This window comes from Streptomyces sp. ADI95-16 (assembly GCF_003721495.1).
Lineage (GTDB): Bacteria > Actinomycetota > Actinomycetes > Streptomycetales > Streptomycetaceae > Streptomyces > Streptomyces goshikiensis.
Genome location: NZ_CP033581.1, coordinates 6,460,711 through 6,480,559, shown reverse-complemented (window position 1 = coordinate 6,480,559; position 19,849 = coordinate 6,460,711). Strand labels below are relative to the sequence as shown.

Genomic DNA, 19,849 nt, shown 5'->3' with positions numbered 1-19,849 from the left:
GCGTGAATCCCCCGGACGGTCCCTACCGGGTCCGCAACGTCGCCAGCGGTCTGCTGCTCCAGGTGGAGGCCGGGAACCGGGTGGGCGTCGGGCCCGCGGGGCCGCCCGTGCCGCCGGCCGCCCAGCAGTGGCGGATCTCGCCGGTGCACAGCGGTGGCGGCCTGTTCCACCTGGTGAGCGCGCACAACGGCAAGCGGCTGGACGTCGCGAACGCGTCGACGGACAGCGGGACCCGGGTGCAGGTGTGGAAGGCGAACGCGTTCGGCGCGCAGGAGTGGATCGTCGAGGAGCACCTCGACGCGCCCGGTGTGGTCTCGCTGATCGCCGCGATCAGCGGGCTGCCGCTGGAGGCGGACGAGGAGGGCCGGGCCCGCCAGTGCGAGGACAGCGACGCGCCCTCGCAGTGGTGGCGCCTGGAACCCCTCTGAGACCGCCGCTGCCCTCACCCCGGTGGGGGCGTCAGGCCGCGCCGTGGGCGGGGGCGATGCTCTCGACGCGTTCGGCGAGGGCGAAGTCGGTCGCGGTGACGGCGTCGCCCGCGCTGTGGGTGTTCACGGCGAGCCGGACCGTGTCGTAGCCGAGGGTGAGGTCCGAGTGGTGGTTCAACTCCTGCTGGAGGGCGGCGATGTGGGCGACGAGCGCGCTCGCCGCGAAGTGGCCGTCCAGCCGGTAGGTGCGGGTGATGCGGTCGTTCTCGTAGGCCCAGCCGGGGAGTTCCCGCAACCGGTCCTCGATCTCCTTCTGCGAAAGCGGCTCGTCCGACATCCGCGCGCTCCTTCCCGGTGCTCCTCGCCCGTCCCGCGACTGACGTGGTGTCAAGGTTCCCACAGCGCGGGGCCCTGGGGAGCTTCCGCGCCGTGGTGCGTACGGGTGCCGGAGGAGCCAGCGTTTCTTGAGTCCGGGCGCAGGAAAGGTGGGGATTCCGCTGGTTCGGCGGGGGGCCGGGGACTAGGCTGCACGTCAGCCCAGCCGCTCGAACGCCCTGTCGAGGTACGGAGAACCGCCCGTTGCGCGACGCCCTCCGACCCGATCTCGCCGCGCGCTGGGGCCGCGTCGCCGAGGCCGCGCGCGGGCGGGGACCGGACCCCGCCGCGGTGCTGTCCGCGGAGCGGCTGAGCCACCTGTCCGGGGTCGAACCGGCCCGCGTCGCCGCGGTGGTGGCGGGCACGGCCCCCGAAGTGCCGCTGGAGCGGCGGGTGCACCGCCGGTTCCTACTGCTGCGGGCGACCCGGCGCGACAAGCACGGCCGGGAGTGGCCGCTCGCCGCCATAGCCGAGGGCTTCGGCGCGCCCGGCGCCTCCCTCGGCCCCCTCAACGCGGGCACCGGGCTGCCCCGGCTGGGGCACGCGGCGGGCGTGCAGCGGTTCTTCGGGGTCCACCCCGGGTTCCTGCTCGCCGAGGCGCTCGGGACCGCCCTCGCCGGCATCGAGCGGGAGCTGGGGTCCGCCGGGCAGGGCGGGGAGAACCCGGTGCTCGCCGTGATGCGGGCCCACGACGTACGCGGCATCGTGACGCGGGCCGGGCGGCTCTCCCCGAGGGGATGGAAGTCCCTGGCCGACCACCTGGAGGACCTGCTCGCCCGCGAGGGGCAGCTCGCGCGGCTCCCGCCGCCCGCGGCGGACGCCGCAGAAGCCGCACCCGCAGCAGAAGCCGTACCCGCCGCAGAAGCCGACACCGCCGATGCCCCGCACGGCCCTGACAGAGAGCACCCACGATGACCCAGTCCTCCCCGCCCCGTCACGCCGTCGTCATCGGCGCCAGCCTGTCCGGCCTGCTCGCGGCCGCGGTCCTGGCCGAGCACATGACGGTCACGGTCATCGACGCCGACGCCCTCCCGCAGGGCCCGGCGGCGCGGCGCGGGCTCCCCCAGGCCCGGCACGTCCACCTGCTCTGGTCGGGCGGTGCGCGCGCCATCGAGGAGATCCTGCCGGGGATCACCGGGGACTGGCAGGCGGCGGGCGCCCTGCGCCGGAGCCTGCCGACCGACCTGGTCACCCTGACCGCGCAGGGCTGGCTGCCGCGCTACGAGGAGATGCAGTTCACCGTCTCCTGCAGCCGGGACCTGCTGGACTCGGTGGTCCGGGCCCGGGTGACCGGCCTGGCCGGCGTCAGCACGCTCCAGCGGAGCCGGGTGCGGTCCCTGGAGGGCACGGCCGCCCGGGTCACCGGGGTACGGGTCGACACCCCCGGCGAGGAGGGGCGGCTGATCGGCGCGGACCTCGTCGTCGACGCGAGCGGGCGCGGCTCCCGGGCCCGGACCTGGCTCCAGGAGCTCGGCGTGGGCGGGATCAGGCGGGCGGAGGTCGACTCCGGGCTCGTGTACGCGACCCGGATCTTCGAGGCGCCCGCCGGGGCGCACGCGGCGGGGTTCCCCATCGTCAACGTGCAGTCCGACGCGCGGGTTCCGGTGCCGGGGCAGACGGCGACGATCGTGCCGATCGAGAACGGGCAGTGGCAGGCCACCCTGTCGGGCACCCGGGGCGGGCAGCCGACGGCGGACCCGGAGGCGTTCGTCCCGTTCGCCAAGGGGGTCCGCTCGCCGATCGTGGGCGAGCTGCTGGAGGGCCGCAAACCGCTCACGGACGTGGCCGTCACCCAGGGCACCGCCAACCGCCGGCTGTACTTCGAGAAGGCGGACCTGCCGGACGGGTTCTTCGCGGTCGGGGATTCCGTGGCCACCTTCAACCCGCTGTACGGGCAGGGCATGACGGTCGCGGCGCAGGGCCTGCTGGCCGTACGGGACCTGCTGCGCGCGAAGGGGCTCTCACACCCGGGCATCGGACGCGAGGCGCAGCGCGCGGTGGCTCCGCAGGTGGCGACGGCCTGGGAGCTCGCGACCTCGCAGGACATCCTGTACCCGGGGGCGACGGGGGTGCGGCCGAAGCCGGGGGCGGGGGTGATGGGCGCGTACGTCACCCGGCTGATGACGGGGGCGACGACGCAGCGGGCGCTGACGACGGCGCTGCTGCGGGTGATGACCATGAACAGCGCGCCCACGCACTGGTTCAGCCCGGCGGTGGTCTGGCACGTCCTGCGGGCGACCGACCGGGGCGCCCTCCGGGCCCCGACCCTCACGGCCGTCGAACGCGCCGCGGCGGGCCTCACCGCGCCCACGCATCCCCGCTGACGCGCTCGCCGGGTCCGGGGCCGGTCTCCCGGACCCCGGCGGTCGCGTCGGTGTGCTCGAAGGGGCTCGAAACGGCTCGGAGGGGCTCAGGGGGGTCAGAGGGCGGCGAGGTCCAGGCCTGCCTGGGCGGCGGCGGCGTGCACCGTCTGCTCCAGGAGCACCGCGATCGTCATCGGGCCGACACCGCCCGGGACCGGGGTGATCAGCGAGGCGCGGGCGGCGGCCGACTCGAAGTGGACGTCGCCGACGTTGCCCTCGTTGTACCCGGCGTCCAGGACCACCGCGCCCGGCTTGATGTCCTCGCCCCGGATGAATTCGGCCTTGCCGACGGCGGCGACCAGCACGTCCGCCTGGCGGACGATGGAGGGCAGGTCCACGGTGCGGGAGTGGCAGTAGGTGACCGTGGCGTTGCGCTCCAGCAGCAGCATCCCGGCCGGCTTGCCGAGGATCGCGCTGCGCCCGACGACGACGGCGTGCTTGCCGGTCAGGTCCACGTCGTAGGCCTCCAGCAGGCGCATGATGCCGCCGGGGGTGCAGGACACGAAGCCGGGGAGCCCGAAGCCCATCGCGGCGAACGAGTGCATGGTGACCCCGTCGACGTCCTTGCCGGGGGCGATCGCCTCGAAGGCCGCGCGCTCGTCGATGTGGTGCGGGACGGGGTGCTGGAGCAGGATGCCGCTGATCTCCGGGTCCTCGGAGAGGGCGGTGAGCGCGGCGACGAGCTCCTCGGTCGTGGTCTCGGCGGGCAGCTCCACGTGGCGCGAGGTGATCCCGGCCTTGGCGCAGCGGTTCTGCTTCATGCGCACGTACGTGACGGACGCCGGGTCCTCGCCGACCAGCACGGTCGCCAGGCACGGGGCCGTACCGGTGCGCTCGGTGATCTTCGCCGCGTGCAGGGCGGTCTGCTCCGAGATGCGGCGGGCGAGGGCGGTGCCGTCCATCAGCTGGGCGGTGGCAGTCTGGGCAGTCGTCACGGGGTCTCCTGAACGTCGCTGCGGATCGCGGTTCGCCCAGGCGCGCGGCAGTCGGCGTACCAGAGGTCCACAGGTACGCCGGGCCGCTCCCCGGTGGTGATCCACCCGAACGCCAGTCACGGCCCGCCTCCACCATATCCGGTGGATGACCGGGGCCCGACCTGGGACGATCGAGACATGACGCGCACTTTCGACCATCTCGTCGCCGAAGCCGAGTCCGTGTCCGTCGACGGCTGGGACTTCTCCTGGCTCGACGGCCGCGCCACCGAGCAGCGTCCCTCGTGGGGCTACCAGCAGCTGATGGCGGCGCGCCTCGCGCGGGTCCACAGCGCCCTCGACGTCCAGACCGGCGGCGGCGAGGTGCTCGCGGGTGCGGGGACCCTGCCCCGGCTGACGGTCGCCACCGAGTCCTGGCCGCCGAACATCGCGAGGGCGACCCGGCTGCTGCACCCGCTGGGCGCGGTGGTGGTCGCGGACTCCGACGAGCCGCCGCTGCCGTTCGGCGACGAGTCCTTCGATCTGGTGACCAGCCGGCACCCGGTGACCATCTGGTGGGACGAGATCGCCCGGGTGCTCAGGCCGGGCGGCACCTACCTCTCGCAGCAGGTCGGTCCGGCGAGCGTCTTCGAGCTCGTGGAGTACTTCCTGGGTCCGCAGCCCGAGGAGGTCCGCCGTACCCGGCACCCCGACGACGCGGCCGCGGACGCCGCCGGGGCGGGTCTCGACGTGGTCGATCTGCGCTCCGAGCGGCTGCGGACGGAGTTCCACGACATCGGAGCCGTGATCTACTTTCTGAGGAAGGTGATCTGGATGGTGCCCGGCTTCACGGTCGGGCAGTACCGGGACCGGTTGCGCGAGCTGCACGAACAGATCGAACGCGAAGGTCCGTTCGTCGCGCACACCGCCCGCTTCCTCATCGAGGCCCGCAAAAACGGCTGAGCGCGGGGCGGACGGATCCGCGCCGGATCGGTTGCGTCGCCACAGCGTGGCGCAGGTCACTCAATTCAGCGCGTAACGAATCTACTCGGGCATGCGATGAACCGACAGGTGTCCTCGCGCGGCCCCGGAATACAGACCCCCCTCGGGTCTGTTTCCCGAGTTCGCGCGATGATGTCCCGCCCACCCCATATCTGTTCGCAACGAGAGGCTCCTTGTGTCGCTCAGCCCGTCCCGTACGTTCCCTCCGGAGATCGCCGAATCGGAGGCCCTCGTCGCGCTCGTCGAGCGCGGCCGCGAGCAGGGTCACATCAACGGTGACGACGTGCGCCAGGCCTTCGAGGCCGGCCGCATCCCGGTGGACCAGTGGAAGCGGGTCCTGCGCAGCCTGAACCAGGTCCTGGACGAGGAGGGCGTCGCCCTCCACGTCAGCGCCGCCCCCGCCACGAAGGCTGCCGCCAAGAAGCCCCGCAAGGCTGCCGCCGCGCCTGCCCGCACCGTGACCAAGAAGGCCGCCGCCGCGCCGCGCCCGATCGGCGCCCGCAAGACCGCCGCCGCGGCCGCACCGGTCGCCGCCGCCGCGGCGATATCTGCCGACACCGCCGGCGCCGATGTGTCCGAGGACACGGACGCCGCTCCGAAGAAGCGCGTGGTCAAGAAGACCGCCGCGAAGAAGACCGCCGTGAAGAAGACCGCGGCGACCAAGAAGACCGGCAAGGACGCCGACGAGGGCGAGACGCCCGCCGCCGAGGGCGAGGACTGGGCGGCCGAGGACCTGGCCGACGAGGCCGAGGAAGAGGCCCCCAAGGTCGGCGGCACGCAGGGCTTCGTCCTGTCCGACGACGACGAGGACGACGCCCCGGCGCAGACGGTCATGGTGGCCGGCGCCACCGCCGACCCGGTCAAGGACTACCTGAAGCTGATCGGCAAGGTGCCGCTCCTCAACGCCGAGCAGGAGGTCGAGCTCGCCAAGCGCATCGAGGCGGGCCTGTTCTCCGAGTACAAGCTCGAAGAGGAGGAGGACCACAAGGCCACGTTCAAGCGTGAGCTGGAGATCCTCGTCGAGGACGGCCGCCGCGCCAAGAACCACCTGCTGGAGGCCAACCTCCGCCTCGTGGTCTCCCTCGCCAAGCGCTACACCGGCCGCGGCATGCTCTTCCTGGACCTGATCCAGGAGGGCAACGTCGGTCTGATCCGCGCGGTGGAGAAGTTCGACTACACCAAGGGCTTCAAGTTCTCCACGTACGCGACCTGGTGGATCCGGCAGGCGATCACGCGTGCCATGGCCGACCAGTCCCGCACCATCCGCATCCCCGTCCACATGGTCGAGATCATCAACAAGCTGGCCCGTGTCCAGCGCCAGATGCTCCAGGACCTCGGCCGGGAGCCCACTCCGGAGGAGCTGGGCAAGGAACTCGACATGACCCCCGAGAAGGTCATCGAGGTCCAGAAGTACGGCCGCGAGCCGATCTCCCTGCACACCCCCCTGGGTGAGGAGGGCGACAGCGAGTTCGGTGACCTGATCGAGGACTCCGAGGCGGTCGTCCCGGCCGACGCGGTGTCGTTCACGTTCCTCCAGGAGCAGCTGCAGTCGATCCTGGGCACGCTCTCCGAGCGCGAGGCGGGCGTGGTCTCCATGCGGTACGGCCTCAACGACGGCCAGCCGAAGACCCTGGACGAGATCGGCCGCGTGTACGGGGTCACCCGCGAGCGCATCCGCCAGATCGAGTCGAAGACCATGTCGAAGCTGCGCCACCCGTCGCGTTCGCAGGTGCTGCGCGACTACCTCGACTAAACCGGTCGCGACACCGGCCCCCGGGGCGCGGTCGGCAGGGCGGACGCCCTGCCGGTCCACCCGGGGGCCGGTGTTTTTTCAGTGCTCCAGCAGGTGCCTGAGCTTCTCCTCGTTCCTCGGGATCTCCTTGCGGGCGTACGGCCTGAGCACCAGCGGGACCAGGGCCCTGCCGATGCCGTGGGCCTCGAAGTCGAGGTTCAGGGTGACGCGCGAGCGTCTGCCCTCGTCGAGGGGTTCGACGGTGCCCCGGACGTCGCCGCGGACCGGGCCGTCGAGCCCGTGCAGGCGCCAGCTCCGGGGCGGGTCGAACTCGGTGACCTGCATGGTCATCGGGAACCGGCGCCGGCCGATCCGGCGGGTGACGGCCAGCTTCGAGCCGAGGTGGAGGGGGGCGCCGTCCAGCGGGCGGGCGGAGACCGCGCTGTGCTGCCATTCCGGCAGGTGCGCGGGGTCCGTCAGATAGCTGTAGACGTCCGCGGGGCTGCGGGCGATGTCGACGCTCGCTCTGATCGCGTCCATGGCGACCCCTTCGCTGCCCCCTGCACGGCGCGGTCCTCTCGTCCTACGCTACTCCGCAGGTCAGGCGGTGGCGCGGGTCTTGCGGGCGGACATCGCGGCGTAGAAGAGAACGCCGGCGAAGAGGAACAGCACGCCCTGGTAGACGGCCGCGTAGCCGGAGCCGGCGACCAGCCACATGGAGAAGCCGAAGGCGAGGGCGGCGAGGACGCCGTCGCGGGCCAGGCGGCCGGGGTGGACGCGCTCGCGCTGCCCGGAGAGCAGGAAGTAGATCTGCGCGGCGGTGGCGAGCAGGTAGGGGACGGTCGCGGTGAAGGTGGTGATCAGGACCAGGCTCTCGAAGACCCCGTCGGCGCCCAGCGTGTAGTTGTAGACGGTGAGGGCGGAGGCCAGCGCCACGGTGACGACGACGCCGACGACGGGGACGCCGCGCTTCTTCGTCTCGAAGGCCTTCGGGAAGAGCCCGTCCTTGGCGGCGGCGTACGGGGTCTGCGCGCTGAGCAGCGTCCAGCCGTTGAGGGCGCCGAGCATCGAGATCACGGCGGCGCAGGCGACCACGGTGCCGCCCCAGGTGCCGCCGAACATGGCGTTGACGGCGTCGGTGAAGGGGGCGGTGGAGGAGACCAGCTTCTCGTGGGCGACCAGGCCGAAGACGGCGAGGGTGCCGAGCAGGTAGACGACGGCCGCGCCGGCGGTGCCGAGGATCGTCGCCCGGCCGACGTTGCGGGCCGGGTCGCGGACCTCGCCCGCGCTGACGGTGGCCGACTCGACGCCGAGGTAGCTGAAGAGCAGGATCGCCGCGGCGGCGGAGACGGCGCCGGCCGCGCTCTGGTCGGTGGCCCGGAAGGGGCCGAGGTTGGCGGGGTCGAAGAAGAACAGGCCGCCCACGGCCACCAGGAGCAGCGGGGCGAACTTCAGTACGGTGGCGATGACTTGGACCGCGCCGACGTAGCGGGTGCCCGCGAGGTTGGCGAGGGCGGGGAGCCACTGGACGGCGAGCGCGGCCAGGCACATGGACCACTTGTGCGCGCCCGCGGCGGGGAAGAGCACGGTGAGGTAGCCGACGGCCGCGACGGCGAGGGCCGCGTTCGAGACCCAGGCGGTGATCCAGTAGCTCCAGGCGGCGAGGAAGCCGGCGAAGTCCCCGAACGCGGCGCGGGCGTAGACGTACGGTCCGCCGGTCTGCGGGTGGCGTTCGGCGAGCCGGCCGAAGACCAGGGCGAGGGCGATCGCACCGGCGGTGAGCACCCCGAAGGCGACGAGGCTGATCGTGCCGAACGGCGCGACCGAGGCGGGCAGCAGGAAGATTCCGCCGCCGATGACGTTGCCCATGACCAGGCAGGTCGCGATGGGGAGGCCGAAGCGGCGGGCGTGCGGGCTCGCCGCCGCCGCTGCCGGTTCTGTGGTCGGGGCGGGGTCTCGCAGGGTGGTGCTCACGGGGGTCGCGCCTTCGGTATTTCACATGCTGGACAGGTCGCCACATGGTCGTGCACGGTCAATCCCGCACCAAATCAATGGTTTTCGTCCTGTACGGGGGCCCCTGCGGAAGGAAGGCTTCCGCCTGTGACGGCCTCCGGCCGGGGATCCTGCAGCGGGACCTGGGGGCCGTCCGCCTCGCGCAGCCAGCGCCGCAGCACGTCGTGCACCGCCTCCGCGCCCACCAGATCGGGGGCCGGGTCCGAGAGCGCCGTCGGCCACATCAGGAACGGCCGCCCCTGCTCCCCGCCCAGGCCGCCGTGCGAGCCGATCTGCTCCTCGAAGGCGTGCACCGCCCCGGTGGCCGGGTCGTAGGCGGAGTTCACCATGATGTCGGCCACGTGCGGGAAGGCGTCGCTGCGCCGCACCGCCTCCGCCGCGCCCGGCCCGAAGGGGGCCAGCAGCTCCTCCGCCTCCCCCGGCACCGCCAGCCGCGCCACCGCGCCGCCCGGCCCCAGCACCTCCCCGTCCACCAGCAGGAAGCCGATCCCCGGGTGGCTCGCGAGGGTCGCGAGCAGGGCCGGGTGCGCGCGCTCGATCCGCTCCCGGGTGGCCCGGCCCGCCATGGCCGGGAAGGAGATCAGCCCGAGGTTCCCGGAGGGCAGCACTACCGGGTCCGGGCCGGGGCGGGTCTCCTCGTCGTCCTCCTCCACCGGCCGGTGGAGGGCGGCCAGCACGGCCGCACGGGCCTCCGCCCCGCTGTGCGTACGGCCGGCCCGGCGGGAGACCGGCAGCCCGCAGGCCGCGCGGACCAGGTCCTTGAGGGTCAGCCCGTACGCGCCGAGGAAGGTCTCGCCGGGGCTCTGGCCGTGGTCCGAGAGCAGCACGATCCGGTACCTCCGGGGCGCGTGCTCGGCGACCCGGGACAGCAGGGCGAGGCTGCGGTCGAGGCGGGCCAGGACCTGTCGGGTGTCCCGGCCGCTCGGGCCCGAGTGGTGGGCGACCTCGTCGTAGGCGACCAGGTCGGCGTAGACCGCGGCGCGGCCGGCCAGCATGTCACCGATCACCGCCGCCACGACCACGTCGCGTTCCACCACGGTCGCGAACGCCCGGATCAGCGGGTACAGCCCGGCGCGCGCCACCCTCGGCAGGTCCCCGCGCAGCCGTGCCCGCACCGACTGGCCGATCTCCCGGCACACCTCGGCAACGAAGGACAGGGCGGTGCGGACGGCGTTCGCCGGATCGCGGAAGTACGCGAAGTAGCCCGCGCGGGAGCGGTTCGCCCGGCCCCGCCGCGCCGACACCGACAGCACCAGGGCCAGCTGGTCGGCGCCGCCGCTGAAGAGGTTGCCGCGGCTGGCCCCGTCGAGGGTGAGCAGCCCCCCGTCCCGGGTGCGCTCGATGGCCCGGAGCTGGAGTTCCGCGGCGCTGGCGGGCCGGTTGCAGACCATCACCTCGCCGGTCTCCTTCTCGTACCAGCGGAAGGCGGGCACGTCGAAGTTCGAGCCGTGCAGGATGCCGAGCTGGCTGGCGCCGGTCTGGCTGGACCAGTCGGTGCGCCAGGACGTCAGGCGGTAACCGTGGTCGAGCCAGCCGGCCACCGTCGGCATCAGCCCGTCCGCCGCGGCCGCCCGCAGCACCTCGTACCCGACCCCGTCGAGCTGGAGGAAGAGCATCCCGGGCGCGGTCCCCGCCCCGCCGGGCCCGGCCGCGCGGCGCTGCCTGCGGCGGCGCCGGTCGGCGAGCCGGTAGAGCCTGCGGCGGTACGCCTCGTCGTCGCGGACGGCGAGCGCCGTGGAGGTCGCCGACGCGACGGCCGACATCACCGCGGCGACGACCACCGCGGTCTCGGGAGCCACCTCGCCGCGCCCGTCGGGGACCAGCCGCAGCGCGAGCAGCAGCAGCGAGCCGTTGAGGAAGAAGACGAGCAGGCCGAGCACCAGGGCGGGCACCAGCAGCAGGGCCCGTACCAGGAGCGGCCACACCAGCGCGCCGAGCAGGCCGAAGGCGCCGGCGCCCCAGGCGGCGGCCAGGCCGATCTGGGTGATGCTGTCGTCGTCGCCGGACTGGAGGCGGAAGTCCGGCAGCACTCCGGCGAGGACGAGCATGGTGAGGGTGGAGACGGCCCAGACGACGGTCAGCCGCAGCAGGGCGCCGCCCGTGGTCCGCCATCGTCCGCGCAACACGCCGCACCCGCCTCGGCTCCGGGTCCACGCGCCGCCGCGCGGTCCCCCGTGCCAGCGTCGCACAGGGCGGAGGTCACGTACCGTCGTAACCGGCGGTGGGCATGGACAGCCTGCGGTGCACCTCGGCCTTCATCGCGGAGGTGTAGAGGGGTTCGGCGAGCCCGGTGGTCTCCAGGCGTACGCCGCGCCGCGCGCACTCGGCGGCGAACTCCTCGACGGAGCCCAGGGCCCGCGCGAGCACCCGCTCGTTGGCGGCGACGAAGAGGTCCACGTGCCCGGCGTCGACATCGGACCAGAGCGCGTGGTGGTCGGCGCGCAGCCCGCAGGAGACCAGCTCCCGGGCCACGACGCAGCCGTGTTCCGCCGCCCAGCGGGCGCACATGGCGTGCTGGCCCCGGGTGTCCACGGCGAAGGGGTCGGCGTCCAGTTCCTCAAGCGGGGTCAGGCTGGCGATCGCGGCCACCCGCAGCTCATCCATGCCGCCCGACCCTACTCCGATCCGCGGCCCGGGAGGAGGGATCCGACGCCTTCGGATCGGGGGCCCCGGCGCGGCGGACCGCCTAAGCTCGGGAGGTCCGGGGTCGTGCGAGGACGGGAGGGCGGGTGCCGGTGGAGATCACCTGGTGGGGGCATGCGACGTGCACGGTGGAGGACTCCGGGGTACGGGTGCTGACGGACCCGCTGTTCGCCGTGCGGCTCGCGCACCTGCGCCGGCGGCGCGGGGCGGCGCCGCCGCCGGAGGCGGCCGAGGCGGACGTGGCGCTCGTATCGCACCTGCACGCCGACCATCTGCACCTGCCCTCGCTGGCGCGGCTGGCGGCCGGAACCCTGCTGGTGGTGCCGCGCGGCGCCCCGCGGGCGGTGCCGGGGCTGGCGCGGGTGGCGCGGGCGCGGGGGCTGACGCTGACGGAGGTGGCGCCGGGCGAGGAGGTCGCGGTGCGCGGCGGCGTACGGGTGCGGGCGGTCGGCGCGCGGCACGACGGGCGGCGGCTGCCGTTCGGGCCGCAGCGGGCGCCGGCCCTCGGGTACGTGGTCCAGGGCGCGGCGCGGACGTACTTCGCCGGGGACACCGGGCTGTTCGCCACGATGGCCGAGGAGGTCGGGCCGGTGGACGTGGCGCTGCTGCCGGTGGGCGGCTGGGGGCCGTACCTGGGGCCCGGGCACCTGGACGCGGGGCGGGCGGCGCGGGCGCTGGCCGCGCTGGCCCCGTCGGTGGCGGTGCCGGTGCACTACGGGACGTTCTGGCCGATCGGCATGGACGCGGTGCGGCCGCACGAGTTCCACGCGCCGGGCGAGGAGTTCGCCCGCCGGGCCGGGCAGCTGGCGCCGGAGGTGGCGGTGCGGGTGCCGGGGCACGGCGAGCGGGTGAGGCTGCCGTGACGCCGCTGCGGGCGGTGGAGGACGCGGTGACGGCGGTGCCGCCGGGGACCACGCGGCAGGTGGTGGGCTATCCGGCGCTGTTCGTGCTGGTGGCGCTGGGCGCGCTGGTGCCGGTGATCCCGACGGGGGCGCTGGTGAGTACGGCCGCGGTGGTGGCCTTCCACCAGGACTCCATGCCGTTCGGGCTGCTGCTGGTGTTCGGGGTCTGCGCCCTGGCGGCGTTCACGGGGGACATCGCGCTGTACTGGCTGGGCGAGCGCGGGATGCGCTCGCGGGGCGGCTCGCGGTGGCTGGAGCGGCTGCGGGCGCGGGCCGCGCCGGAGCGGCTCGCGCAGGCGCGGACGAAGCTGGACGAGCACGGGGTGCTGGTGCTGGTGCTGTCCCGGCTGGTCCCGGCGGGGCGGATCCCGGTGATGCTGGCGTGCCTGCTGTCGGGGATGCCGCTGCGCCGCTTCGCGCGGGGCGACGCGCCGGCGTGCCTGGCCTGGGCGGCGACGTACGGCCTGATCGGCATCGTGGGCGGGTCCCTCTTCTCGGAGCCCTGGAAGGGCGTGGCCCTGGCCGTCGGCATCACCCTGCTCCTGAGCACCGCTCCCGCGCTCTGGCGCCGCCTGCGCTCCTGACCCGACCGGCTCCTTGACCGGCCGTCGCCCCGGGGCGACGGCCGTCAGAAGGCGCGGGAGGCGCCGATGGGGAGGTCCCAGAGGTGCTCGCGGGGCAGGGCCGCGCGGGCCCAGGCGTCGCGGACCCGCCGCAGCGGCTCCATCACCGGCTCCGCGGACAGTACGAACGTCGCCCAGTGCATCGGCGCCATCCGCCGCGCCCCCAGGTCCAGGCAGGCCCGTACCGCCTCCTCCGGATCCGCGTGCACGTCCCGCAGCCACCACCTCGGCGCGTACGCCCCGATCGGCAGCAGCGCCAGGTCGATCCCCGGGTGGCGGCGCCCGATCTCCCCGAACCAGTGCCCGTACCCCGTGTCGCCCGCGAAGTAGACCTGCCGGCCCGACCCGCGGGCGTCCGTCAGGACCCACCCGCCCCACAGCGTCCGGCAGGCGTCGAGCAGCGACCGCTTCGACCAGTGGTGCGCCGGCACGAAGCCGAACCGTACGCCGTCCAGTTCGGCGGACTCCCACCAGTCCAGCTCCGTCACCCGGGTGAACCCCCGCCGCCGGCACCAGCGCCCGAGCCCGGCCGGGACGAACAGGGCCGTGTCCCGCGGCAGCCGCCGCAGCGTCGGCGCGTCGAGGTGGTCGTAGTGGTTGTGGCTGATCACCACCGCGTCGACCGGCGGCAGGTCCTCCCACCGCACCCCGACCGGCGTCATCCGCGCCGGGGTCCCGAGGATCCGCCGGGACCAGACCGGGTCGGTCAGCACCGTCAGGCCGCCGATCCGGAGCACCCAGCTGGCGTGCCCCGCCCAGGTCACGGACACCGTGCCGGGGACCGCCGGCGGCAGCGGGGCCGGCTCGTACGGCAGGTCGGGGATCCCGCGCAGCCCCTCGGGGCCGGGCCGGAAGGCGCCCTCGCGGGCGAGCCGCGCGAAGGCCCGGACACCGGGCAGCGGCGTGGTCAGCCGGTCGGCGAACGACCGCGGCCACACCCGGACCTCCCCCACCGGCCGGACCTGGGCCCGAGGCGTCACCCCGGCACCGGGTTCGACGGCCCGCACCTCGGCGGCCCGGGCCTCGGCGGCGGGTGGGGTTCGCGTTCGCTCCGTCATCAGGACAGCCCGGCCAGGACCGACCCGAGGTGCTCCAGCGAACCGCGTACGTGCGGGAGTCGCAGCGGGTCGCGCGCCGTCAGCGCGGCCATCCGCCGCTCCGGGGTGGCGCCGAGGAACGGTCCCGTCGACAGCCGGACCCGCAGCGCGACCGGTTCGTCCGCGAACCGCTGCCCGCCCGGCGTCGGCACGCCGAGCCGGCCGCCGAGCCAGTCCTCCAGTTCCATCGCGTCGCCCACGCCGTGCCGGGCCAGCCCGGCGCGCAGCGGGCCGAGGTCGGCGTACAGGTGGCGGCCGGCCTGCGGGGGCCGCGCGAACGCGCCGACGGCCAGCAGCTCGCGGTGGACGGCGCCGGCCACCGCGCCGTGCAGGGCCGCCACCGCGTAGGCGCGTCCGGCGACGGCGTCGGGTTCGTCGAGGGCGTGCGCGGCGGCCGCGGCGACGGGGCCGGCGACCAGCGCACCCGTCGCGGTGAGCACGTCGAGGGTGCGGGCCCGCAGCCAGGTCCCGCGCGGTGTGCCGGGGAAGCGGAGCACGGCCGCGGGCCACCCGGCGGGCAGCAGCGCGCCGGACAGGTCGACGAGTACGGCGGCCCGGTCGGGGAGCATCTCGGCGGGGCTGAGGACGAGGGTGTCGTGCGGCCGGTGCACGGTGTCGCGCCAGGTCTCGTCGCTGACGACGAACAGCCCGGCGTCGGCGGCGGCCTCGCACGCCTCGCGCAGCAGCTCGGGCGGCGGCACGGTCGCGGTCGGGTCGTCGGCGACGGAGAGCAGCAGCACGCGCGGGTCGCCGCCCTCGGCGCGCACCCGGCGGACGGTCTCCAGCAGGGCGTACGGGTCGGGTACGCCGCCGCACTCGGCCGGGGTCGGCACGTGGTACGCCCGCCGTCCCAGCAGCCGGACCTGCGGCGTCCACCAGGCGGGACACGGCCGGGGCAGCATGACGTCTCCCCCGTGCGCGCCGAGCAGCGCGAGCAGCAGGGCGGGCGCGCCGGGCCCGGCGGCCACGTTCTCCGGGGCGGTGGCGAGCCCGCGTCGCGCCCAGTGCCGGCAGGCGGCCTCCCGCAGGGGCTCCCCGCCGCCCGGGGATTCGGGGGCGGCCCGGCGGGCGGCCTCGGCGAGGACGGCGGTGAGTTCGGGCAGCACGGGCAGGCCCGGTTCGGGCGCGGGCGGGCCGTACCGGACCGGGCCCCGGCCCTCCGCCACCGTGCGCTGCATCCCCTCCACGGCCTTCCCGCCTTCCGCGCTCGTCGGACACCGCCAGCCCCGCCCCTTATATGATTTTTTACCGCACGATGACCGTTATCGCCCGTCCTGAGACACCGGCCTCGGACCGGCCCCGCACGGCCCCACACGCGTCCGGGGCTCGGCCGGCCACCGGCCCGGCCGGTCCCCTTGCCGCACATGGCTGGTGTCCACATGTCAAAACGCCTATCTCGCATGTCGATCAGATCCCCTACCGTGATCACCACGCTTCGACGAGAAGACGAGAAGAGGAGATGGAGGCACGCCATGAACCCCGCTCACGAGACCGCCGTCTACACCCACGGCCACCACGAGTCGGTCCTGCGCTCGCACCGCTGGCGCACCGCGCGGAACTCGGCCGCGTACCTGATCGGCGAGCTGCGGCCGGGCATGGCGGTCCTGGACGTGGGCTGCGGCCCCGGCACCATCACGGCGGACCTGGCGGAACTGGTGTCCCCGGGCGGGCGGGTGACGGCGGTCGACGCGGCCGAGGAGGTACTGGTGCGGGCCCGCGCCCACGCGGCGGAGCGCGGCGTGACCAACGTGGAGTTCGCGGTGGCGGACGTCCACGCCCTGGACTTCCCGGACGACTCCTTCGACGTGGTCCACGCCCACCAGGTGCTGCAACACGTCGGCGACCCGGTACGGGCGCTGCGGGAGATGCGCCGGGTGTGCCGCCCGGGCGGCATCGTGGCGGCGCGGGACGCGGACTACGCGGCGATGACCTGGTTCCCGGCCGAGCCCGGGCTGGAGGAGTGGCTGGACCTGTACCGCCGGGTGGCCCGCGCGGGCGGCGGCGAGCCGGACGCCGGCCGCCGCCTGCGGTCCTGGGCGCAGGCGGCCGGTTTCACCCGGATCGACTGCTCGGCGACGTCCTGGTGCTATGCCACGCCGGAGGAGACCGCCTGGTGGTCCGCGCTGTGGGCGGACCGCACGACGCTCTCCTCCTACGCCGCCATCGCCACGTCCGGCGGCCACGCCACGCCGTCCGGCCTGGAGGCCGTCGCCGATGCCTGGCGCGCCTGGGGCGCCCGGCCCGATGCCTGGTTCTCGGTGCTGAACGGCGAGGTCCTGTGCCGCGCGTGACAGGCCCTGGCTAGGACTTGGGGCTCATGCGGAAGTCGTAGGCCCTCGGGAGGGGGCGGTTCGTGAGGGAGGACCAGACCTCGGCGAGGACCTCCTCGCCCTCGCGGAGGTCCGGCAGTTCGAAGCCCTCCTCGAAGACCCGCCGGGCCGCGCCCGCGTGGCCCTCCGCCGCCAGCAGCCGGGCGGCCAGCAGCCGGAACCGGCCCTGTTCGCGCAGGGCCGGCCGCAGGCGGTCCCACACCGCGCGGGCCTGCGGCGGGCGCCCCGCCGCCAGCAGGGCCGTCATCGCCTCCCGCCCCAGCGCGGACTCGGCGGCCGTCCAGGCCTCGCCCCCGCGGCTCTCCTCGGCCAGGTCCGCGAACGCCTCCGCATAGCCGTCGGCCGCCCGCTCCGGGTCCCCGGCCAGCGCCTCCGCCATCGCCAGGCACCGCAGCAGCGGCCACCGCGAGGGCGCCAGCGCCAGCCCGCGCTCCCAGCTGCGCACCGCCTGCGCCACGTCCCCGGCGTGCCACTGCGCCACGCCCAGGTGGTACTCGGTCAGCGGATCCGCCGGAGCGGTCTCCAGCATGTCCCGCCAGTGCGCGGCCACCAGGGTCGGCCCCGGCGGTACGACCCGCCGGGGCGCCGGGAAGACGCCCGTCCGCCACAGTTCCAGCCAGGGGGCCTGGTCCGCGCCCAGCGCGGCCGTCTCGAACGGCGTGCCCGGCAGCTCGTGCCCGCCGCACAGCACCTCCAGCGCCCCCCAGCCCGAGCCCGTCGCCAGCCGCTCCCCCGGCTCGGTGTCGGCGCAGCCGCGCCACGCCTCGTACGCCGCGTCCACCCGCTCCCGCGGCAGGGCGGCGTCCAGGGCCGCCGAGGCCGCGCCGCGCGCCGCGGGCCAGTCGGCGCCGTGCACCGCCGCCGGGTCGGCGGCCAGCGGCCCGTACGCCTCCAGCCAGCTGAACTCCGCCCCGCCCTCCAGCCGTACGTGTTCCAGCTGGGTCCGGGCGAGGCCGGCCTGGATCTCCGCGTAGCCGCCGGAGCCGGGCTCGGTCAGCCACTCCTGCCAGCGCCGGCCCCCCTCGCCCGCGCCCCACACGAAGAGCTTGCGGCCGCGCAGCCGCGCCGTCGAGGTCTGCGCCAGCCCCGCCCCGTCGGCGTCGAGGGAGGCGATCCAGGGCCGCTCCCCCTCGCGCACCTCGTAGAAGAAGTCGGCCGGGTACGCGCTGCGCCCCGGGTACGTGCGGTCGGCGCCCTCCCGGTCGGGTACGGGGATCCGCCGCAGCGCGCGCTCGTACCCGAAGTGCCAGGCCTCGTCGGCCGGGGCGAGCACCCGGGTGCCGGGGTCCTCGGGGACGGCGGTGTTGGACCACCAGTACACGGGCGCGGGCCGCTCGTGCGGGTTGCGGACGCGGACGCCGACGTAGAGGAACTCGGAGTCCTCGGGCAGCCACAGGTCCACCTGGAAGGGCAGGTCGCGCAGCCGCTCCCACTCCCACAGCCGCACCAGCACGCCCCCGTCGGGCGCGGGGACGAGCGCGGCGTGCAGGGGGGCGCAGGAGAGGGTGGTGTGGCCGGTGGCACCGATGTTCCACTCGATGCCGCCGGAGAACCAGGCGCCGTTGAGCGCGAAGTTGGCGGGCTGGAACACCGGGTTGCGGTAGAGCAGTTCGCGACCGGTCGGGAGGTGGACGAGGGAGTGCACGCGGCCGCCGAGGCCGGGCAGCACGGTGACCCGCAGGTGCGCGTTCTCCATGACGACCGCCTCGAAGTCGCGCTCGGCGCGCTCCCGCCCGTAGCCGTCCCGGACCTGGACGGGGAGCAGCGAGCGCAGCGGCCCGTACCCGATCTGGCGTGCCATGTCGCGGGGCAGGCCGCCCTGGGAGCGCTCGTCCAGGACGTGGACGCCGTCGGGCGCGCGGAGGGCGGGCAGCGGGTTGTCCGGGCCCAACGGGGCGGCGGGCAGGGAGAGTACGGCGCGGCGGACGGTGGTGGCCATAAAGGAATGGAACACGCCGTACCGGTCGCTGCACAGGGGTTCCGCGGATCATCACCGGTCAGGATTACGCAAAGCCCTGGCCCCGGCCGAGCCCTGCGCGAACGCCGCCGCCACCAGGCCGGGCGGGCGGCCTAGGAGCACCGGGCTTCGCGTCCGCCTCATCCCGCGTGATCGGCGCCTTCGGGACCGCCGGACATTTCGGCGGTGATCGCCCATCGTTCGTGGTCGCGCCAGGCCCCGTCGATGTACAGGAAGTCCGGCGAGAGCCCTTCCAGCCGGAAGCCCCGGCCGCGGACCAGGGCGATGGACGCCGTGTTGCCCGGCTGGACGTTCGCCTCCAGGCGGTGCAGCCCGAGGCCGCCGTCGGCCGCCGGGGCGAACGCGTGGCCGATCACCAGCCCCAGCGCCTCGCGGAACAGTCCGCGGCCCGCCGCGTGCGCGAAGGCACCGTAGCCGAGCGCCCCGCACCGGAACGCCCCGTGCACGATGTTGTTGACGTTGACGAACCCGGCGATGGCGCCGGTGGCCCGCTCGCAGACCAGGAACCCGGCCCGGGTCCCGTCCTCGATCAGCCGCGCCGCGTAGGGCTCGTACTCCCGGGCGGTGGTGGGCGGGAACAGCCACGGCCGGTGCAGGTGCCGGCTCTCGTGCGCGTGCGTGGTGAACTCGGGGCCGTCGGCGAGCCGGAAGGGGCGCAGCCCGACCCGCTCGCCTTCCGTGAGGTAGCTGACATATGACATCGCCCCAGGCTAGGGCGTATGGCAGGCTCCCCCATGTGATCATCACCCCGGACACCGAAGAACTGCTGCGATCGGCGGCACGCAACAACGCCGAATGGTGCGCGGCGGTCACCCGCGAAGGCGGATTCACCGAGACCGCCTGGGCCAGCGCGCGCCGCACCCCGCCGTACTACCCGGACGCCGTCACCCTCACGCGCGACGCCCCGGCCGCGGCCCTGCTCGCCGCGGTGGACACCGCCGCGCCCGGCTGCTCCGTCAAGGACAGCTTCGCCGCGCTCGACCTCGGCCCCGCGGGGTTCGGGGTCCTGTTCGAGGCGCGGTGGATCCACCGCGCCCCCGTCCCGCCGCCGGCCGCGGCGCCGTCCCTGCGCTGGACCCGTGTCGCCACCGCCGAGGAGCTGGTCGCGTGGGAGCGGGCCTGGGACGGCGAGGAGAGCACCGGGCTCTTCCACCCCGGCCTGCTGGCACCGGAGTTCGCCTTCCTCGCCGGCCGGGACGCCGACGGCCGCATCCTGGCCGGGGCCGCCGCGAACCGTACCGGCCCGGTCGTCGGGATCTCCAACGTGTTCTCCGCCCCCGGCACCCCGCCCGACGAGGCCTGGACGGGCGCCGTCGCAACCCTCGCCGCCCTCTGGCCCGGCCTGCCGCTCGTCGGCTACGAGTCCGGCGACGACCTGGCCACCGCCACCCGCCACGGCTTCGCCCCGATCGGCCCGCTCCGGGTGTGGCTGCACGGGGCGTAGCGCAACGG

The 19,849-nt window shown here is 75.0% G+C and carries 19 protein-coding genes and 1 riboswitch; of the genes, 9 read left to right on the top strand and 10 right to left on the bottom strand.

What is annotated here, in order from left to right; translation table 11 throughout:
* Positions 1 to 2: 2 nt before the first annotated feature.
* Positions 3 to 428 (top strand): RICIN domain-containing protein, encoded by a 426-nt coding sequence (locus EES41_RS28930; protein ID WP_123080964.1) that lies wholly within the window; start codon positions 3 to 5, stop codon positions 426 to 428.
* 31 nt (positions 429 to 459) lie between these two features.
* Here the strand turns inward: EES41_RS28930 and EES41_RS28925 are convergent, their stop codons facing one another.
* Entirely contained in the window at positions 460 to 765 is a 306-nt protein-coding gene (locus tag EES41_RS28925; RefSeq protein WP_123080963.1) for a 4a-hydroxytetrahydrobiopterin dehydratase, read from the bottom strand.
* Positions 766 to 1,007: 242 nt separating this feature from the next.
* Here EES41_RS28925 and EES41_RS42385 point away from each other — a divergent pair, with 242 nt between their 5' ends.
* Positions 1,008 to 1,718 carry a hypothetical protein gene (locus EES41_RS42385; RefSeq protein WP_216827270.1) on the top strand — a complete coding sequence of 237 codons (711 nt, stop codon included), beginning with the start codon at positions 1,008 to 1,010 and terminating at the stop codon, positions 1,716 to 1,718.
* Positions 1,715 to 3,127: an NAD(P)/FAD-dependent oxidoreductase gene (locus EES41_RS28915; protein ID WP_123080962.1), complete on the top strand. Its 1,413-nt coding sequence runs from the start codon at positions 1,715 to 1,717 to the stop codon at positions 3,125 to 3,127. Before EES41_RS42385 ends, EES41_RS28915 begins: the two co-directional genes overlap by 4 nt.
* Positions 3,128 to 3,222: 95 nt before the next feature.
* On the opposite strand, the gene EES41_RS28910 is transcribed toward EES41_RS28915, so the two are convergent.
* Entirely contained in the window at positions 3,223 to 4,068 is an 846-nt protein-coding gene (locus EES41_RS28910) for a bifunctional 5,10-methylenetetrahydrofolate dehydrogenase/5,10-methenyltetrahydrofolate cyclohydrolase (RefSeq protein ID WP_123082751.1), read from the bottom strand.
* A gap of 60 nt (positions 4,069 to 4,128) precedes the next feature.
* Positions 4,129 to 4,231: riboswitch (ZMP/ZTP riboswitch) on the bottom strand.
* Between the two features lie 47 nt (positions 4,232 to 4,278).
* Here EES41_RS28910 and EES41_RS28905 point away from each other — a divergent pair.
* A complete protein-coding gene (locus EES41_RS28905; protein WP_123080961.1) occupies positions 4,279 to 5,040 on the top strand; it encodes a class I SAM-dependent methyltransferase in 762 nt (253 codons plus the stop codon).
* A gap of 214 nt (positions 5,041 to 5,254) precedes the next feature.
* Positions 5,255 to 6,832, top strand: a complete 1,578-nt coding sequence (locus tag EES41_RS28900; RefSeq protein WP_123080960.1) for an RNA polymerase sigma factor — start codon at positions 5,255 to 5,257, stop codon at positions 6,830 to 6,832.
* Between the two features lie 78 nt (positions 6,833 to 6,910).
* Here the strand turns inward: EES41_RS28900 and EES41_RS28895 are convergent, their stop codons facing one another.
* The 4 genes from EES41_RS28895 to EES41_RS28880 all read right to left on the bottom strand — a co-directional run bounded on the left by EES41_RS28895 (position 6,911) and on the right by EES41_RS28880 (position 11,428).
* Positions 6,911 to 7,351: an SRPBCC family protein gene (locus tag EES41_RS28895; protein WP_123080959.1), complete on the bottom strand. Its 441-nt coding sequence runs from the start codon at positions 7,349 to 7,351 to the stop codon at positions 6,911 to 6,913.
* Between the two features lie 60 nt (positions 7,352 to 7,411).
* The gene (locus EES41_RS28890) at positions 7,412 to 8,773 is read right to left on the bottom strand and encodes an amino acid permease (protein WP_254211798.1); all 1,362 of its coding nucleotides are present in this window, start codon (positions 8,771 to 8,773) and stop codon (positions 7,412 to 7,414) included.
* A gap of 86 nt (positions 8,774 to 8,859) precedes the next feature.
* Positions 8,860 to 10,950: a phage holin family protein gene (locus EES41_RS28885; RefSeq protein WP_123080957.1), complete on the bottom strand. Its 2,091-nt coding sequence runs from the start codon at positions 10,948 to 10,950 to the stop codon at positions 8,860 to 8,862.
* Positions 10,951 to 11,023: 73 nt separating this feature from the next.
* Complete coding sequence (locus EES41_RS28880) at positions 11,024 to 11,428, bottom strand: hypothetical protein (RefSeq protein ID WP_123080956.1); 405 nt, start codon at positions 11,426 to 11,428, stop codon at positions 11,024 to 11,026.
* A gap of 125 nt (positions 11,429 to 11,553) precedes the next feature.
* Between EES41_RS28880 and EES41_RS28875 the strand changes: the two genes are divergently transcribed.
* Both EES41_RS28875 and EES41_RS28870 read left to right on the top strand, forming a co-directional pair.
* The gene (locus EES41_RS28875) at positions 11,554 to 12,330 is read left to right on the top strand and encodes an MBL fold metallo-hydrolase (protein WP_123080955.1); all 777 of its coding nucleotides are present in this window, start codon (positions 11,554 to 11,556) and stop codon (positions 12,328 to 12,330) included.
* 5 nt (positions 12,331 to 12,335) lie between these two features.
* Entirely contained in the window at positions 12,336 to 12,953 is a 618-nt protein-coding gene (locus EES41_RS28870) for a DedA family protein (RefSeq protein ID WP_123082750.1), read from the top strand.
* 44 nt (positions 12,954 to 12,997) lie between these two features.
* On the opposite strand, the gene EES41_RS28865 is transcribed toward EES41_RS28870, so the two are convergent.
* Together EES41_RS28865 and EES41_RS28860 are read right to left on the bottom strand one after the other, a co-directional pair.
* Positions 12,998 to 14,050 (bottom strand): MBL fold metallo-hydrolase, encoded by a 1,053-nt coding sequence (locus tag EES41_RS28865; protein WP_123080954.1) that lies wholly within the window; start codon positions 14,048 to 14,050, stop codon positions 12,998 to 13,000.
* Positions 14,050 to 15,267, bottom strand: a complete 1,218-nt coding sequence (locus EES41_RS28860) for an aminotransferase class I/II-fold pyridoxal phosphate-dependent enzyme (RefSeq protein ID WP_123080953.1) — start codon at positions 15,265 to 15,267, stop codon at positions 14,050 to 14,052. Before EES41_RS28860 ends, EES41_RS28865 begins: the two co-directional genes overlap by 1 nt.
* A 294-nt stretch (positions 15,268 to 15,561) precedes the next feature.
* Here EES41_RS28860 and EES41_RS28855 point away from each other — a divergent pair, with 294 nt between their 5' ends.
* Positions 15,562 to 16,380 (top strand): class I SAM-dependent methyltransferase, encoded by an 819-nt coding sequence (locus EES41_RS28855; RefSeq protein ID WP_123080952.1) that lies wholly within the window; start codon positions 15,562 to 15,564, stop codon positions 16,378 to 16,380.
* A 10-nt stretch (positions 16,381 to 16,390) separates the two neighbouring features.
* On the opposite strand, the gene EES41_RS28850 is transcribed toward EES41_RS28855, so the two are convergent.
* Together EES41_RS28850 and EES41_RS28845 are read right to left on the bottom strand one after the other, a co-directional pair.
* A complete protein-coding gene (locus EES41_RS28850; protein WP_123080951.1) occupies positions 16,391 to 18,358 on the bottom strand; it encodes a DUF5107 domain-containing protein in 1,968 nt (655 codons plus the stop codon).
* Positions 18,359 to 18,516: 158 nt separating this feature from the next.
* Positions 18,517 to 19,098, bottom strand: a complete 582-nt coding sequence (locus EES41_RS28845) for a GNAT family N-acetyltransferase (RefSeq protein ID WP_123080950.1) — start codon at positions 19,096 to 19,098, stop codon at positions 18,517 to 18,519.
* Between EES41_RS28845 and EES41_RS28840 the strand changes: the two genes are divergently transcribed.
* Positions 19,092 to 19,841: a hypothetical protein gene (locus EES41_RS28840; RefSeq protein WP_174261758.1), complete on the top strand. Its 750-nt coding sequence runs from the start codon at positions 19,092 to 19,094 to the stop codon at positions 19,839 to 19,841. The two genes, EES41_RS28845 and EES41_RS28840, sit on opposite strands and share 7 nt — an antisense overlap.
* Positions 19,842 to 19,849 lie beyond the last annotated feature (8 nt).